Origin of the sequence: Porphyromonas pogonae, from assembly GCF_036320655.1 — a bacterium.
GTDB classification, from domain to species: Bacteria; Bacteroidota; Bacteroidia; order Bacteroidales; family Porphyromonadaceae; genus Porphyromonas; species Porphyromonas pogonae.
Genome location: NZ_CP143258.1, coordinates 748,496 through 766,806 on the forward strand (window position 1 = coordinate 748,496; position 18,311 = coordinate 766,806).

The 18,311-nt window shown below is 44.0% G+C and carries 12 protein-coding genes; 11 read left to right on the top strand and 1 reads right to left on the bottom strand.

Annotated features, from left to right (window positions below; all coding sequences use genetic code 11):
• Positions 1 to 23: 23 nt before the first annotated feature.
• The gene (locus VYJ22_RS02875; RefSeq protein WP_329904946.1) at positions 24 to 3,221 is read right to left on the bottom strand and encodes a TonB-dependent receptor; all 3,198 of its coding nucleotides are present in this window, start codon (positions 3,219 to 3,221) and stop codon (positions 24 to 26) included.
• Positions 3,222 to 3,529: 308 nt separating this feature from the next.
• On the opposite strand from VYJ22_RS02875, the gene nhaA reads away from it, so the two are divergent.
• The 11 genes from nhaA (at position 3,530) to VYJ22_RS02930 (ending at position 18,300) form a co-directional block, all read left to right on the top strand.
• Positions 3,530 to 4,900, top strand: coding sequence for a Na+/H+ antiporter NhaA (nhaA, locus tag VYJ22_RS02880; protein ID WP_407989246.1), 1,371 nt, complete (start codon positions 3,530 to 3,532; stop codon positions 4,898 to 4,900).
• A gap of 43 nt (positions 4,901 to 4,943) precedes the next feature.
• The gene (locus VYJ22_RS02885; protein WP_329904947.1) at positions 4,944 to 6,377 is read left to right on the top strand and encodes an SGNH/GDSL hydrolase family protein; all 1,434 of its coding nucleotides are present in this window, start codon (positions 4,944 to 4,946) and stop codon (positions 6,375 to 6,377) included.
• Complete coding sequence (locus VYJ22_RS02890; RefSeq protein ID WP_329904948.1) at positions 6,334 to 7,659, top strand: GDSL-type esterase/lipase family protein; 1,326 nt, start codon at positions 6,334 to 6,336, stop codon at positions 7,657 to 7,659. Before VYJ22_RS02885 ends, VYJ22_RS02890 begins: the two co-directional genes overlap by 44 nt.
• Positions 7,660 to 7,751: 92 nt before the next feature.
• On the top strand, positions 7,752 to 8,087 hold the full coding sequence (gene rbfA / locus VYJ22_RS02895; protein ID WP_329904949.1) for a 30S ribosome-binding factor RbfA: 336 nt from the start codon (positions 7,752 to 7,754) through the stop codon (positions 8,085 to 8,087).
• A gap of 53 nt (positions 8,088 to 8,140) precedes the next feature.
• The gene (locus VYJ22_RS02900; protein WP_329904951.1) at positions 8,141 to 9,352 is read left to right on the top strand and encodes an FtsX-like permease family protein; all 1,212 of its coding nucleotides are present in this window, start codon (positions 8,141 to 8,143) and stop codon (positions 9,350 to 9,352) included.
• A gap of 108 nt (positions 9,353 to 9,460) precedes the next feature.
• Positions 9,461 to 10,804 carry an NADP-specific glutamate dehydrogenase gene (gene gdhA, locus VYJ22_RS02905; RefSeq protein WP_329904953.1) on the top strand — a complete coding sequence of 448 codons (1,344 nt, stop codon included), beginning with the start codon at positions 9,461 to 9,463 and terminating at the stop codon, positions 10,802 to 10,804.
• Between the two features lie 384 nt (positions 10,805 to 11,188).
• The gene (locus tag VYJ22_RS02910) at positions 11,189 to 11,341 is read left to right on the top strand and encodes a hypothetical protein (RefSeq protein WP_329904954.1); all 153 of its coding nucleotides are present in this window, start codon (positions 11,189 to 11,191) and stop codon (positions 11,339 to 11,341) included.
• Positions 11,342 to 11,511: 170 nt separating this feature from the next.
• Entirely contained in the window at positions 11,512 to 13,860 is a 2,349-nt protein-coding gene (locus tag VYJ22_RS02915; protein WP_329904955.1) for an outer membrane beta-barrel family protein, read from the top strand.
• Between the two features lie 520 nt (positions 13,861 to 14,380).
• Complete coding sequence (locus VYJ22_RS02920) at positions 14,381 to 14,764, top strand: hypothetical protein (protein ID WP_329904956.1); 384 nt, start codon at positions 14,381 to 14,383, stop codon at positions 14,762 to 14,764.
• 934 nt (positions 14,765 to 15,698) lie between these two features.
• Positions 15,699 to 17,021: a TolC family protein gene (locus tag VYJ22_RS02925; RefSeq protein ID WP_329904957.1), complete on the top strand. Its 1,323-nt coding sequence runs from the start codon at positions 15,699 to 15,701 to the stop codon at positions 17,019 to 17,021.
• Positions 17,022 to 17,049: 28 nt separating this feature from the next.
• Positions 17,050 to 18,300 (top strand): efflux RND transporter periplasmic adaptor subunit, encoded by a 1,251-nt coding sequence (locus VYJ22_RS02930; RefSeq protein WP_329904958.1) that lies wholly within the window; start codon positions 17,050 to 17,052, stop codon positions 18,298 to 18,300.
• The last annotated feature ends 11 nt before the right edge of the window (positions 18,301 to 18,311 follow it).

An 18,311-nucleotide genomic window follows, 5' to 3' on the forward strand; every position in this document is an offset into this window, starting at 1 on the left:
TGTATTCTTAGGCGGGAGGAGCGTTAGAAGATGTATTTTACACCGATCTGTGCTCTCCAACGAGAGAGGAAGTCACTATATCCTACCAAGTCACCTTCCGGAGCATTGAATTGGAATTTGTCACCCTTCATGTAGACCATGTTGTTGAATCCATAGCCCGGTGTGTAGTACTTGCCCCAAGCTCTATTGAGTAGGTTGCCCACATTGAGGATATCACCCGTGATTTGGAGAGTGTGTCTCTGACCACCTACATTGAAGTAGAAGTCCTGAGCCAAGTGCAGGTCGAAGTGGTGTTCGAACATGCTTCTCAAAGCATTGCGACGTGAATAAGTGCCTCTGTTGAATTTGAGATAGTCATCGCCATCGATAAACTTATTGAGATCCTCACGCTGTTGGTCGGGAGTTGCTATCACTGTCTTTTTGTCTTTGGCAAGGATGGGTACAAAATTCATTTTCTGTATTTCGTCTCTTGTAGGGATATACATGAGGTCATTGTACTGTCCGTCACCATTCACATCACCTTTGTAGGTCATAGTGTAGGGTGAGCCACTCTGTCCATTGTAGAGCAAGCTGAAAGTGGTGGCAAAATGCTTGGCATACTCCACTCGATAGTTCAACGAACCTACAATACGGTGACGTATATCAAAGTCTGTAAAAGAGAGGTCGGGGAACTGGTCTCCACCATATACCTCATTGTATTTCCAGTTGGACTGTGCCTGGCTGCTGGTACCGTCGTTGACGCCCATGGACTCGCCGTAGGTATAAGCAATCATAGCGCTGAGACCGAAGTTGAAATCCTTGTTCAACTTAGCAGTAAGGTTGTAAGAATATCCTTTGTTGGTATTTTCAAGGTAGATAATACCTGCGTTGTACTCATCAGTGTTAGGACGTGACTCATACATGGGTCTGTCATCTCCGAAGAGATTGAGTTGTTTGCCACTGTATTTGTTTACCAGATTTTTGTAGTAAACATTGTTGAAGCTCTTGGAGAACATCCCTTCCAATGTAGCCTTGATGCCTCCGGGGAGATTGGCGTCGAAAGCAAGATTAGCTTTGAATACTTGCGGGAACTTGAAGTTCTTGCTGATTACGTCAATTTCTGTGGGCAATGAGCCTTTAGGAAGATATTGCTTGGTGGGGTCTGTGCTGTATTTAAAGTCAGCAGGGAAGCCGCTCTTCTCAAGCAGCTGTGTGCGGCTGTATTCAACCCCGGAGTTGGAGAAGCTATTGGATATCCATACGAAAGGTATGCGACCGGTAAATACGCCTACACCACCTCTGATGAGGTTGCCTGTATCATCCACCTTGTAACGGAAGCCAAGTCTTGGAGAAAACAATGGCTGAGTCTTGGGCATCTGATCCGTGCGTACTTCGAATTCTTTGGAAATATCCGTAGCATTGAATTTATCATTGGCCGTAGGTTTGTCAAAAAATACGGGTAAGTCTACACGTACGCCATAAGTAAGTCTCAGATTGTCATTGACTCTCCACTCGTCCTGAGCATATAAGCCGAACTGTGCAGCTGAGAAGGTAGGAGCCCAACGCTTCGAACCCGTTACGCTTTCGATAGAGAATGAGTAGTTGTATTCACGGGGAGCAACTTCTTTAGCAGTACCTACACTGAGGAAATCATCCAGAGATTTATAGATATACGCACCGTAGTTGTCGCGGATAAAGAGGTTTTTGAACTTGAAGAACTCATTGTGGGTACCCACTACCAAAGTGTGATTGCCGAGGAAGAATGAGAGGTTGTCAGAAACTGTGTAAGAGTCTTGATCCAATGTATTCGCAGCCGAATATCTTTCTGTGCCGAACTCAATAGCTCTGTTGCTGCCGAGTTCTACCTTGGTATATGGGAAAGGATGTCCTTGTGGAGTACGGCTGTCTCTCACCCCGGTGTAGCTTGCGCGGAATTCATTGGATACCTTGTCAGAGAAACGGCTGTTTAGCTCTACGACTGCAGAGTGAGTCTTATTGTTCATTATAAAGCCATTGTCATTGAATCGCAAGCTATAGCGGCTATTTGAGAAGTTCTGTCTGCTAGCCTTGAGGTAGCTGTAGCGAGCAGTAAGCTTGGTGCTGTTGGTCATGTTCCAGTCGATACGTGCCAGTACTTTGTCTGATTTTGTATCGATGTTCATCGGGGCATATCCGCCTCCGTCATATCCGTTGGCAAGTTGTTTTAGCTTGTTTGCAACAGCTTCTGCCTCTTCTGTCTTGATGGTTGAGCCACTGCCAAGATTGTAAGATGTGGGCCTTACTTCTTTTACATTCTCATAACTACCGAAGAAGAAGAGCTTGTTACGCACGATGGGGCCTCCTATGGTTACTCCCACAGTATTGTCATGCTGCTTTTCGTATTTTTCACGCTTCTTAGACGTAGAGTTTTTGTCAATATCTTCTTGAGTACCCGCAGTAGACCCGATAAAATTCTGATTGTTATAGAAGTCGTATACAGATCCGTGGAAAGTGTTTGTACCTGATTTTGTGATAGCATTGACACCTCCGCCTGTAAACCCGCTTTGACGTACGTCGAAGGGAGCTATCACTACTTGTACCTCCTCGATAGCGTCCAGAGATATGGGGTTGGCGCCGGACTGTCCTCCGTTGGTACCGGAAGCGCTGAGGCCGAATACGTCATTATTGACTGTTCCGTCGATCTGGAAGCTGTTGTAGCGGTTGTTGGCTCCGCCAAAAGAAGTGCCGCTGCCCGACTGTGTAGCTTGTGGGGTAAGGCGGGTGATATCAAAGATGCTTCTTGAGATAGATGGTGTGCTCTCTATTACCTTGCGGGAGAAGTTGCTGGCTGCTCCTGTCTTTTGAGAGTTGAACTGAGATACTTTTTTGCCCGTAATCACCACCTGTTCCAATTGAGTGGAGTTATCGTTCAGTACGATGTCATAAACCGATGTTTCGCCCAGCTGAAGCTGTACATTGCTTATAACTCTTTTTTCATATCCCACATAAGTGATTTCAATCTGGTAGGGTCCCCCCGGTCGCATACCTACAATGGAGTAGTTGCCATCATTATTGGTCGATGCACCATACTTTGTACCTGAGGGTATATGTATGGCCTGTACGCTGGCTCCTATTAGGGTCTCCTTAGATTTGTCCGTAACCTTACCGGTAATCCCGGATGTGGTTACCTGCGCATACATCATGAGTGATGATACGTTGATAGCCAGAATGAAAAGAAGAATACGATGTAATTTTTGTTTCATAAAAACTGGATTAGAATATTGATTAGGTACTTACAATGCATTATTTAAGTGATTTTAATGTTTTCTTTCATTGCACTGCAAAGGTACAATTCTTTATGAGATATAATGTTACAAAATGGTTTAGATTTATCATATTGGATCCCGCATTGTGTTAAAAATTATTGTTTCCGCAGCTCTATTACATGTAATTTGATATATCATAAGTGCAAAAAACGCTTGATTTGGTAGACAAGTGCTCTCCAATAAATATTATTGTCATATATTTGTATAAACAACACGTAAAAACACATTCTATTTTTTAATTCATTATGAAAGTTTTCGATCATTTGATCACTCCCTTGAAACGTTTGCCATCTATGAAGCCAAATGGATCTGTACTCTTATTTTGTGCAGCCATATTAGCTATTATACTTGCCAATACATCGTTTCGTGAAGTTTATAATACAATATTGGCTCATCCCATAGTATTACAGATAAGTGACCATAACTTGTTTTCGCACAATGGTCACGACATGACCCTGCTTGAATTTGTAAATGATGCCTTGATGGCTGTGTTTTTCTTTCTCGTAGGGCTTGAAATCAAGCAAGAGATACTTGTGGGTGAATTATCATCCGTAAAGAAAGCCATGCTCCCTATTATTGCCGCTTGCGGAGGTATGATAGTGCCCGTGCTGTGCTTTATGCTTATTTGTCCATCGCAGCCCGAGTCATTGGGTGCAGCTATCCCTATGGCTACCGATATTGCTTTTGCCTTGGCGGTATTGGGCACTTTAGGCTCCAAGGTTCCTTACAGCCTAAAGATATTCCTTACTGCGCTGGCCGTGGTGGATGATATAGGCGGTATCATAGTTATTGCTATCTTTTACAGTGGTCATGTAGCATGGATCCCGCTACTCGTAGGGTTTATCCTGGTTGCTCTCATTAGTCTGGGTGGGCGTATGGGTATTCACAAGTCTTCGTTCTTTTATATTATGGGTATCATTGTATGGGCTCTTTTCCTGGAAGCCGGTATTCATCCCACCATAGCAGGTGTGTTGGTTGCTTTCAGTGTGCCAGCCAAACCTAAAATACACATGAACAAATTGCGCGATGAGCTGAGATTACTATTCAATGCATTGCCCAAGACCGAACATCGTGAGACGCAGAATGCTCTTGTATTCTCACACCATCAGTTGACTTTGATGAACTCAATCAAAAAGAAATCATCTCGAGCCATCAGCCCTGTGCAAACTATAGAAGCCAGTCTTACTCCGTTTGTCAATTATTTTGTTTTACCGCTCTTTGCCTTTGTCAATGCCGGTGTTACTTTAGGCGGTATTGATTCTCAGAGTCTGCTGGGTATTCCATTAGCTATTTTCTTTGGTCTTTTTGTAGGTAAAGCATTGGGTATTTTCCTTTTCACTTATCTTGCCGTGAGGATGCGCTTGTGCTTTTTCCCGCAAGGGATGAACAAACGCAACCTCCTGGGGGTATCATTTTTCGGCGGTATAGGATTTACGGTATCATTGTTTATCGCCAATCTTTCTTATGATAGTAATGGTATGGCCGATTTGTTAAATCAGGCAAAATTAGGCATCTTTGTAGGCACAATAGTTTCCGGAGTTGTGGGCTATCTGTTCCTCAAAAAAATATTGACGGAGCAGGCCAACGAGCGTGCAACCCGTCAGGAAGCTGCTTAACGTTTATATTGACTTATAATTAAAGTTGAAAAGGAAGGATGACGTGAACCACATGTTCCGATTTTGGATGTTGCTGGTGATAGTAGCATTGGGATGTGTAGCTCTTTATGAATGGATGCCCCGGGAAGTAGGGGCATTAGAGTTGAAGAAGATTGACTTGCTTTCGGATTTAAGGGTTGATTCCACGACCAATAAACTTGACCAAGTAGATGCTTCTTCGGATTTTATTAAAAACAGGAAACAAACCAAAGTAGCAAAAACCACAAAGGGTAGTGCCGATAGCGTTGTCTCTAAAGTACAAAAGAGAGACTCTCTTTATATTGCTTTACAGAAGCAACGTGAATTGGTTGCCGACAGCACCTTGGTTGCTTTTGAAGATTACAGTGCCGAGCACAACGGGCTCAATCGTTTTTTCAAAGCAATCTTCCAACGAGGCTCCCTCAACAGACCTGTAAGGATAGCTGTACTTGGTGACTCTTTTATAGAAGGTGACATCTTTACCCAAGATGTGCGCCGTCAGTTGCAAGGCCGCTTCGGCGGATCGGGTGTAGGCTGGATGCCGCTATCCTCTGAAACCAGTGGTTTCAGGCAAAGTGTGAAGCATTCTTTCGGAGGCTGGACTGATCGCAACATCCTGCATCACTCCAAGGGCGCCTATACCATATCCGGGCATAGCTATCTCCTCAATGCAGAGACAGCGTGGGCGCAATATGTACTGCCTGTAGATTCTGCTGCTGCACCCAACCTCTTTACCGTATATTATACCCCGTCCAAAGATGCTGAGATCTTGATGAAAGCAGGAGACAGCACCATGACCAAGAGTGTTATCGGTTCGGAGCATGTGTTGCAGGCTTTTTCCATCAACACGAAATCCCGTCAATTGCGTGTTACCGTAAAATCTCGTGCGGGCTTCAGTGTTCAGGGAGTAGCTATGGAGGGGGTACCCGGAATCTCTGTGGACAATTATTCTTTACGCGGCAATAGCGGGCTTTTGTTAAATGGCTTGAATATCCCGCTCAACCAGACTTATTCCTCTTTGAGAAAATACGACCTCATCGTGTTGCAATACGGACTTAACGTAGCTTCCTCTAAACAGTCCAACTACAGTAATTACGTCAGAGGTATGAAATCAGCCATTGCACGGCTCAAGCAATGCTATCCCGATTCTGATATCTTGTTGATGGGGGTTACTGACCGCGCTGAGAAAGTCAACGGAGCATTCGTCTCCTCACGCGGAGTACTCGCCCTTGCTGCTGCACAGCAGCAACTGGCACGTGATGCCGGCGTTGTTTTTTGGAATAGCCTTGCCGGTATGGGAGGCGAGGGCAGTATGACCAGGATGGTGGAAAAAGGATGGGCAGCCAAGGACTATACTCACTTGAGCTTCAAGGGCGGTCGCTTTGTAGCCGGAGCCTTTATGAAAGCTTTTGAGAATGAATACAAATATTATGAGGCAAAACGGAAAGCAAATTTATAGATTAAGTAGATCCTCTAAGCGGATATCACTATTCATTATATTATACTCCTCCGGTATAGCAGGGGTGTATGCTCAAAGTTCTATCTTCAACAAGTTTTTTCATGTTGAAAAGCATGATACCGTTCATAGCGTTTCTCATGCTCCCACCGTTGTGGTGCTGGGCGACAGTCATGTGCAGGGTGGGTATTTCACCAAAGCCTTTCGTGATAGGTTGTCATCCCTTTATCCCATAGCAGGCTTCGGTTGGGTCAGTCCTCATCGTATATCGGGAAGATCAGAACCGGACGATTACAAAATACTTCCATCCCACAAAGGGTGGAGCGGTTCGCTCATCACACGCACAGCAAGCATGGGAGCCACAGGACCCGGAGGGATGCTGGTGAGTCCTCCTACAGGAGACATCGCCCTCACCGTGAAGTCTCCCACATGTTCTTTCGACCAGATTCTTATTTATAGAACATACGACGTGAGTCCGCTCAAGGCTATGCACAATGTCAAAAGCTTCCGTTCCGGACGCTCTTTGAGTATCAGCCCTTTTGTGGTGGATACGCTTACATTCAGAAGCAAGCAGAATAGTATATTGCTTGAAAATTCCGATCCCAATTTCAATGTCCTTTCAGGCCAGTCAGGTTATGCCGGTTTTGATTTGGTGAATACCACAGCCCCCTTCCCGTATATAAAGTTCCATTCCATAGGCCTTGATGGTGCCTCATATGATACCTACAGCAAGATATCCTATACGAAGTCTCTCTCTTTATTATCACCTGATATTTTGTTCATTTGTCTCGGATCCAACGAATCCCACGGTGCACGGTTCAACAAGGCGGCATTCAAAGACTCTGCCGATATGCTGATAAGAATGATACGTGAGCAAATGCCGGATGTTAAGATAATACTTTGTGGCCCGCCACCTGCCTTTATCACGAGTAAGGTTTCCGTCAAGGTGAAAAAAAAGGCACGTCGTCGATACAACTACGTCAAGATGCTCAACCCCCATCCCCTACTTGCTACTCAGGCATTGCAGGAAGTGGCAAGGCGTTACAGAGACTGTGAGGTTGTAGATTTGTATACCGCCATGGGTGGAGTAGAGGGCGCACAGTCGTTGCTCTCCAGAGGAGACATACGCCGTGACGGCGTGCACTACTCGGTCACCGGCTACAAACGCATGGGCAATGCTCTGTATGATGAGGTCACAGCCAAAAGCTCATTTATGCGCTGGCTCAAAGCCATCGAACTCAAAGGCAGTGCACCACAGCAGAGTGTCGTAAAATCACCCCAATAAAAAATCAGTCAGCATTGATTATACAGTTGCAGGTAAAGTTTCTTGCGCTGATAATACTATCTTTGTATCAAGATCATCATATTTAAAATAAAATGGATTCTACAAGACAACATAAGATAAACAGACTTTTGCAGAAGGAATTGAGCGAAATATTCCGCACCCAGACACAAGCCATGCACGGCGTACTGGTCACTGTGACTTCTGTGTCCGTAAGCCCCGATCTCAGCATAGCACGGGTAAGGCTCAGCATTTTCCCTTCGGAGAAGTCTGAGGAACTACTCGAGAATATCAAAGCCAATACCAAAGCTATCCGCTACGACTTAGGACAAGAGGTGCGCTCACAACTTCGTAAGATCCCCGAGCTATCATTCTTTATTGATGATTCGCTCGACTATCTTGAGCGTATCGATGAGCTTCTTCAAAAGTAAGCAAGCATAGCAATACAGCCGCTTTTCTCCACCATACTCCTGATGCTGCTCAGATGAACCTTCCCTTGTTTTTTGGTAAGCGCTACCTTTTCAGTAAGAAGAGACTCAATGCCGTCAATATCGTATCGGTCATATCGGCCGCTGCCATAGGTGTGGTATGTACAGCTTTGGTGTGTATTCTATCCATATTCAATGGCTATGAAGATCTGATTCTGAGCCAGACCGGAGATCTTGATCCTGATCTCATGATTGTGCCGGCTCACGGAGAGGTACTGTACCTTAATAACAAGGACATTCGATCAGCATTGAACAATACTGACGTTGACTCCTACACAGCTATCATCAAGCAACAAGGGCTTATCAAGTCTGGTGACAACCAAACCCCCGCTACTATTTACGGTGTCGACAGTCAATACCGTCACGTTACTCATGTAGACAATTTAGTCGTATCCGGCAAGTTCAGTTTGTCCGTAGGAGATCATTACGGCTACAATGCCGGTACACTCCTTTGTCTCAATCTGAGGATAGGAGCCGGTTTTGCGGATCCGGTATCACTTTATTTTCCCAATCGTCTTGGAGTGATCAATCCACTGGTACCCTCTTCGGCTTTTAAGATGGGAGAGGGATACATAGCTTCGTCTATCAGTTGCAAGCAAGAAGCCTATGACAAGTCTCTCTTTGTCCCCATAGCGCAGATGCGACTTCTCCTGGGTTATGATGACAATGTGGCCACACACATAGGCGTCAAAGCGAAGCACCCGTCTCAGGTAGCAGCGTTGCGATCTGCCCTTATCCATGCCTTGGGTAGCGATTATCTTGTTCAGGACAAGCAGGCGCAATACCCGTCCATCGGTCGGCTCGTTGCTATGGAAAAGTGGATGACTTACCTCATCCTTATCTTTGTGTTACTTCTTGCTGCTTTCAATGTCGTAAGCAGTATTTCTATGCTTATCCTGGAAAAGCAGCACGATGCCACCATACTCCGATCCATGGGAGCCATGCCACGCCTTTTGCAGCGTATATTTATGACTGAGGGCATGCTTATCACTTTGTGCGGAGCCGTCATAGGTATAGCCTTAGGTTTGGTGCTGTGTTTCATTCAGCTCAGATACGGTGTAATCAAGATTCAGTCCGGAATTTCCACATTCCAATACCCCATCAAAATAGTACTATCCGACATTATACTCATCGCCCTCACAATCGTCACACTGTCTTATTTAATAGCTTGGTACCCTGTATATTATTTCAAAAGTAAATGGAGGTAGTATCTAAATTGTAAAAATAAGGCGCAAAAGATTGTTATTTACATAATCATTGTATACATTTGTTGAATATTTAACGTAAAAATATGCTAATACTTTTTTAGTTTCGCTATGAAATCCACAGAAATTCTGAAAGCCCTTGAGGCAAAACATCCGGGAGAAAACGAATTTCTCCAAGCAGTGAAAGAAGTGCTTCTATCCGTAGAAGAAGTTTATAACCAACATCCTGAATTCGAAAGGGAATCTATCATCGAACGACTTGTTGAGCCGGATCGCATCATTACCTTCCGTGTACCCTGGATTGACGATGCAGGCAAAGTGCAGGTCAACATCGGCTACCGTGTTCAGTTCAACGGCGCTATCGGCCCGTACAAAGGCGGTATCAGATTCCATCCCACGGTAAACCTTTCTATCCTCAAATTCCTCGGTTTTGAGCAGACATTCAAAAACGCTCTCACCACATTGCCTATGGGCGGTGGTAAAGGTGGAGCAGACTTCTCACCCAAGGGAAAGAGCGACAGAGAGATCATGCGTTTCTGCCAGAGCTTTATGATGGAGCTATGGCGTCACATCGGCCCTGACACAGACGTACCTGCCGGTGATATCGGCGTAGGCGGTCGTGAGGTAGCCTATATGTTCGGAATGTACAAGAAGCTTGCTAATGAGCACACAGGTACTATGACAGGTAAAGGCTTTGAGTTCGGAGGTTCACGTCTTCGTCCTGAGTCTACCGGTTTTGGTGCAGTTTATTTTGTGCACAACATGTGTAAGCAACACAATATTGATATCAAAGGCAAGACCATCGCTATCTCAGGTTTCGGTAACGTAGCTTGGGGTGTAGCCAAAAAAGCTACAGAGCTGGGTGCCAAAGTTGTTACAATTTCAGGTCCTGACGGATATGTTTACGATCCCGATGGTATCAATACGGAAGAGAAGTTCGAGTGTATGCTGGAGCTACGTTCCAGTGGTAACGACGTAGTATCAGACTATGTGAAGAAATTCCCCAACGCTAAGTTCTTCAAAGGCAAAAAGCCATGGGAGCAGAAGGTAGACATCGCTATGCCTTGTGCAACTCAGAATGAGATGAACGAAGAAGATGCCAAGCTTTTGGTAAAGAATGGCGTAACCATCGTTGCCGAGACTTCCAACATGGGCTGTACTGCCGAAGCATCTGAATACTATGTAGAGAAAAAGGTAATCTTTGCTCCGGGTAAGGCTGTAAACGCCGGCGGTGTAGCTACATCAGGTCTTGAAATGACTCAGAATGCTATGCACATCTATTGGACCAATGAGGAAGTGGATCAAAAACTCCACCAAATCATGGATGATATCCACGAGCAGTGCATCAAGTACGGTAAAGATGACAAGGATAAATACATCAACTATGTAAAAGGTGCCAATATTGCAGGCTTTATGAAAGTAGCCTATGCTATGGTAGCTCAAGGTGTATGCTAATCATTTAGGCCGAATACACTACAAAGTAGTATTTCATTAATACAAAAACTGCCGTTGCGCCTTTTTGCGCTTCGGCAGTTTTGTTTTTGAGCGAGGTGTGTACAGGAGGCAGCCAGTGCTATTCTTTCTTACCCGCAGGTCTTGCCTGCGTCAATGCTGTAGTCGAACCTACAAGAGCTACTCCCAGTATCACTCCTTCTTTCAGCTGAAACATCATCGCCCCATTGTTCGCCCCCCCCCCTTTTTATCGGAGAGCAATCGATTTTTATAGCCATTATTTATATAAAGGCGGATGATGTTTGGTTATTAATTCATACTTTCTTTTTAAATTTGAAATAAGAGAAAACATCATTTGTTCATGTTCCTACTTAATAATAAATATCCATGAATCACAAACTAACACCCCTTGATGAAGGCTTTGCCGTAAGACACCAATGTCAAGATATATCTTCCCCCATACAATTACACCACAACCATACACAAGCATTCCTGAAGACCACATTGAGTGGGCAGATAAGAGCGGGAGAGCATAGCTGAAATTTCTGAAAAATAGTAGCCTTACTGGGCTCTGAGTATTACCATGGCTGATAATCTTATCAGAGCATTGCATCATCCCTTTGCAGGCTTTTTACTATAAGTGATCTAATTCAAATTTATGTAAGCATTTACCTCATAAAAGGAGCACACACATAATCCAATTTATAATCATGTATAATATCATAAGTAAGTACCGTATTGTCAAGGCAATCTTGATTGCAGGCATTTTTATTGCCACACTCTCGTCTTCTATGGCACAGAATATAAGAGGTACTGTAGTGGATGATAGTGGCGTACCCATCGAGTTTGCAACTATCATTTGTGTGTCTGATCAAGACGGCTCTATTATAGCATCAGGCTTGACCAATTCTGATGGAAGGTTTGTTTTTGAGAAAATCAATAGTCGTACGGACTCTCTACTTCTCAAAGTGAGTTGTTTGGGTTTTGTCCCATGGCAAAATAAGATCTCCAGAAAAAGCTCTGTGTTGGACTCTATCATACTCACTTCTTCCGTCAAAGAACTGGGAGAAGTGGTTGTGGAGGCTCGTAAACGAGCCATGAGTTTTCGTAACGGCACCTTATCTGTCCATGTAAAGAAGCTTGGGTTGACTACAGAGACTGCTGCTGATGTTATCAAAAGGCTGCCGGGGGTTGAGTTGCGAGAGAATGGTGATGTACTGGTCGGAGGATCCCCTGCTATGATAGTAGTCAATGGCGTGAAGCAACGTATGAACTCTAATGTAATTAAATCTTACTTAAGCTCCATGCCTGTGGGCGACTTGGAGCAAATCAATGTGAGGATGTCTGCACTTGCTGAAGATCGCTTAAATTCCAGTGGAGGTGCTATCGAAATTATCACAAAAAAGAATGTTGTCGACGGTTATTCTTTTTCCAATACCACACAAGCCGATTTTGGTCGCAAGGAAACTTACAGAGCCGGTGACTATGTCAACTTTGCGGGACGTATCAAGTCGCTTTCCGGAAATGCTGTTGTAGGCTATCAAAAGCGTGTCTCATTTACTGAGCGTAATGAGTACTCCAATAAGTCTACCTATACCGATCCCGACCTGAATACTGGTACACGGTACAATACCGATGCATACTACGGAGTCATCAACCTGTCATGGCAGCCTAAGTCTCTGCGTGGGGGGATCAATATCTTTACCTCTTACAACTTGGATGATCGATTAGATCACACGGATGAGAAATACAATGATAGAGCAGGCTCTGTGGGCTCTACTCTTAGACGATCTTACGACGGTCTTGCCGATTTGCTATCTACCAATGTGGAATATAAATCCGCCGATTCGCTGAGGCATCAGTTTCATGTTTCATACGGTCTGTTGTTAGGAATGGATCGGAATAAGCAGGAGGTCATAGGGGAGCCAAAAATAGAATACAATGTAGATAGGAAGCTTCATGGAAATCAGCATACTTTCAACGGAGATTATATCTTCAAGAAGGAGAAGCTTCGTGTAAAATTGGGCAGTGAATTGTCTATCGCTCGGCTAAACCAAGACAATACCACGAATCAGTCTTTTAGTGCTTTTAAGATGGATGAGACTATACTGGGATTATATGGCTCTACAGATATTCAGCTTCGAAAAAACGTATCTTTGTATCTGGGCTTGAGAGGAGAGTTTAGCGAAAACAAATTCCCTTATATGTCCGATCCCTACAGAGTCTGGAATACTATGCCCATGCTATCGATCGACTGGCAAGTAAATCCTAATTATACAAGTTCTCTCAGTTTCTCCCTGAAAACCAATAGACCGGGGTATTTTGATTTAGCTCCGGGTATTTATTATCAGACCAAAGATCGGTATGAAGTAGGAAATCCTGATTTACGTCCCTCATCCCTGTATAAGATAAAGACAACACATTTTCTATACAAGTTCGTTATGCTTACACTGGGGTTAGGGTATGAAAAAGATAGTTGGGGCTCCGTGTACGGGCTGGACAAAGACGGGTTGATGTATACCAAACCTCTCAACTATGCAGATCAGTTATATCTTTACGGAGACCTGTCTCTCCCATTCCAATTCTTCAAAAATAAGTTTAGTGGGAATATTAACCTACATACACAGGTCGTCAAAAACAATAACTTGGCCTCTGAGGTCAAAGACATGGTGCTTTATGGTGGCGACAATTGGTTTGGCAGAGGCAATATCTACCTCTCGTACAAGCCTACGGAGCAAATCGGTTTTTGGCTCTATACGGAATACAGAGGCAGAATGCGAGATTTACAAATGGCCTATGATGCCTATGGAAGTGTAGATCTGGGCTTTCAATACGCATTTGGCAAGGATCGGCGTTGGACGTTAGGGTTATCTCTCGAGGATGCTTTCAACACTGTAGAAAAGGGTTCAACGTATAAATACGGTGACAAGATGCTATACTATAAAACTAATCCCACCAGTCAGCGCTTATTGTTTAAGCTTAATTATAGAATCTCACGAAACTCTCAGACTATACGTGTCACTCGCAATGAAAATGATACCTCCCGCTTTGCAAAATAAAATGAGGCGGGACTATCTTCATCATGGAAGACGTGTTGTGATATTTTCATGTGTTGTCGTTATGATAGTTTATTTCTCTGCTTGATATCTTTTTGTTAGTTCGGTGTGCGCTCCTTCTGGTCTTGACAGAGGGGGGTATGATGTTGTATATTTGTATTTACTGGAGTGTGGGCTAATGCATTTTGTTATCTGATTTAGAGATACAAGTAAAATGCCCTGATGCTAAAAGAGATTGTTGCAAAAATCAACAGTCTTGTGGATTTTGGAGGCAAAGCCGACAAAAGACACTTTGGCTGGGCAGAGAAGGTAAAGTGCAAGGCGCTAAGAGTGAGTGCACAGGGAGTTTACTTCAGGTAAATGACCAAGCGCGAATCTCGCAAGCAACGAAGCAATTGGCCTGCTATGCAACGGTCTCAAAAGATCACACTTCGGCTGATGAAGTGATGTTCGATGCTCTGTACCGTGATGTGAAACTTCTGATATTCTTTTTGCAAACGCCAATCAATAAATATAGAATAATATGAAAAGATACATTGTTATACTTGCTTTGGCATTTGTAGTGCTGCTGTTGATAGGTTTCAAGGGCGGTGAGTATCTTTCAATGCCTCGGGTTACAAGGATAGCTGTGGACTATGTTTGTATCTCAAAACATGGTTGTGTACTCAAAATGAATGAGAAAGAGGTGATCAATAGTAACACAAAGAATGAGGTGTTGAGAGACTTCAGAGATAGTACAATACGGATCAATCAAGATCCTCAGGATCGACCTGAACATTTATGGAGACAAAATCTGTATTCCCTTTTTTCTGAAGATAGAGTGGATAAAGAAGGGTTTGCACCCGGGATAATTATATATAACAGCACCAAGGAAAGCATTCCCGACTCGTCACTGATCGGTGTATAAACTTACAATAATGGGGCATTTCAGCCTTTTGAAGTCCCTTAGCATCTATCATGAGATTATTCCGTGCCTCTCCCTGTCAGTTACGCACATCATCGTTACTCCTCCTGCCCGTATACATCGGGATGTTTCAATATTATAGTCAAAAATGATACAGTGTCTTAACTAAAACACATCCGTGTCTTAGTTAAGACACTCTTGTATTTTAGTTAAAACACTTCAGTGTTTTAGTTAAGATACTTCAGTGTTTTAGTTAAGATACTTTGGTGTTTTAGTTAAAGTACATAAACGTTTTAGTTAAGATACTTTGGTGTTTTAGTTAAAGTACATAAACGTTTTAGTTAAGATACTTTGGTGTTTTAGTTAAAGTACATAAACGTTTTAGTTAAGATACTTTGGTGTTTTAGTTAAAGTACATAAACGTTTTAGTTAAGATACGAAGGCGTTTGAGTTGTAATGTTTTTGTGTCGTAATCGCACAACAAGGTCACCACAGCTACGGGGTCTTGGAGTGACAATCCGGATTTCTGCTCCCATATGCATAGATCATTCCCGCTTACTGCACAGCCATAAAGATATTTTCATAAAAATCAATTCGGTAAATAATTTATTTATCAGTCTGTCAATGTATTGCCCCAATAATTTGCGGGTAGTAATTGAGGTGTCTGATGACACAATGGCATCATACGGATTGATAATGCATCATAATGATAGTTGGGCTGAGGGATAACTCATATGCTTCTATAGCTCTGTTCCATCACTCTGCTTTACCACCATCATAATTCATGGTGTATAAAAAAACTTTACACACGGTGTAAAAATTCTTTACAATTACGCCTCCTCCTGAATTTATTATTTGCTTGATATATAGATATGTAGCTGTTTTGGCACGCTCTTGGCATGATGTATTGTAAAGAACATTACTTCATTGCCAAATTATGAACAAATTCAAATATTATCTCATCATGATCACGGCTTCCTGCACCATGGAGGTCACGGCTCAGAGCTATAATCTCGATAGCTGTGTGGTATATGCCCGCAATCATAGTATAGACCGCAGGCAGTCTCAAGCTCAATATACCCTCTCCAAAGCCAATTACCGGGAGGCGATAGGGAAGTTACTGCCCCAGCTCGAAGCGAATACCAATATATATTTCAATTTTGGGCGAGGTCTCAATGCTGAGACCAACACTTATATCGATGTAAACAGTTTTTCCAATAATTATAATCTCTCGGGATCCCTGCTTATTTTCGACGGACTTCGCAGTCTGTATGAAGTGAAGCGCATGAGATATGAAAAAGAGAGCGCCCGTATAGGTGTCAGAGAGGCGCAAGACCTTGCAGAGCTGGCTACCATGGAAGCCTATTACAACCTGCTATACTCCAAAGGTATGGTGACTCTGGCAGGGGAGCAGCTACATGAGAGTGGAGAACTCCTTACCCAAGTGACTAAAATGGAGGAAGTGGGTATCAAGTCACACCCCGACGTGCTGGAGATCTCCGCCCGTGAAGCTTCGGACAAGATGAAACTCAGCCAAGCGGAAACGCAACTCAAGATAGCGGAGATCCAACTCAAAGAGCGTATGAACTATCCTATTGACTCAGCACTGGTGATAGAGGATGTCAAGCCTCTTGATGATAAAGATATTAATCTGCCTGATACACACAATACATTAGCATTTGCCCTGAAAAACAATCCTAAGATGCTACGTGCACAGCTCGACGAGCGTATGGCTCAGAGCCGTGCCCGTGGGTCTTGGGGAAACCTGATGCCTGTGCTGCGGATGGGAGCAGGTATACAAACCAATTTCTCTCGACTCATGGACGGCGGTAAGTATGAGCCTTTCAGGAATCAGCTCAAGAACAAACAAGGATCTTATGTGGGGTTTTCTCTGAGCATACCTTTATTTACAGGCTTCACAGCTTCGGGCAATGTGGTGCGGGCACGTGCGCAGCATGTGATAACAGAGCTGGAGGCACAACGTACACGGCAAAAGCTCTACAGTGATATTGCTCAGACTATAGGTGACCTTGAAGGTGCTATGCTCAGCTATTTGCAGGGAGTAAAACAGACAGAAGCTACCAAAGCCGCCTATGATGCATCCAACGCCCGTTACAAAGCCGGGCTGGTGACGGCTATAGAACTATCTGCTACAGCCAATAGATATACGGAAGCCCGCATCAATCTGCTCAAGGCGCAGACCCTCTATCTCCTCAAGCAGCGTTGGGTGGCATATTACAACGGGCAATCGGCACAATAATATCGTAAACAAAAACACATCTATCATAATGGACAGAAAAATAGAAAAGAAAAAAGGCATATCCCGCAAGCATATTCCCTACATCATAGGCGGTGCTTTGTTGCTGGCGGCAGTTGTGTGGATGATATTCGGAAATCATGCATCCAAGTACTCGGTGGACAAAGATAAAGTAACTGTGAGCGAAGCTACTTCCGGAGAGTTTAATGACTACGTGCGCATCAACGGCCAGGTACAACCTATCAGTGTGATACAACTGAGCGCGGTAGAAGGCGGTATGGTGGCAGAGAAGTTGGTGGAGGAAGGCTCCATGGTACAACAAGGCCAGCCACTGGTAAAACTGACCAATCCCATGCTCAACCTCAATATCCTTGATAGCGAAGCTCAGCTGGCCGAGAAGCAAAACTTCCTGCGTAATACGCAGGTGACTATGGAGCAAGATAGGCTCAATCTCAAAAAAGAACGCCTGCAACTGAAGATGGACATAGAGCGCAAGAAAAGGAAATCAGAACAGTTTGCCCAGTTATATAAAGAAAGGTTATGCTCGAAAGAGGAGTTCCTGCAGGCGCAGGAAGATTATGAATTAGCACGCCAAAGTACATCGCTTGTTTCGGAGCGCCAGCGGCAGGACTCTCTCTTTCGGGGTATCCAAGTAAGACAAATGGAAGAAAGCTTGCACAACATGCGCATGAATCTTGAGATGGTACGTGCTCGTGTGGAAGATCTTACCATCAAGGCTCCCGCTACAGGACAGTTGGGGCTATTGGATGTGGAGATCGGACAAACGGTGGCTGCCGGTCAAAAGATAGGGCAGGTCAATGTGCTCTCGGATTACAAAGTAGAGGCTATGATAGATGAGCACTATATCGATAGGGTGAAACAAGGTTTGTCGGCTACTTTCGAAAGGCAGGACAAGAACTTTGCCCTCGTGGTGCGCAAGGTGTTTCCCGAAGTGCGGGAAAAACAGTTCAAGACTGAGTTTGTGTTCCAAGGCGAACGCCCCGATAATATCCGCACGGGTCAGACATATTACATCAACTTACAGCTGGGTGAGCCTGTAAAGGCTGTGATGATACCTCGAGGTAACTTCTATCAGAATACCGGAGGGCAGTGGATATTTGTCCTAAGTAAGGATGGGCGCAAGGCTACCAAGCGTAACATAAGCATAGGTAAGCAAAACCCCAACTACTATGAAGTACTCAGCGGATTACAACCGGGCGAGAGGGTGATTACGAGCGGTTATGATACCTTTGGCGATGCCGAAGAACTGATCCTGAAATAAAACATAGAAAC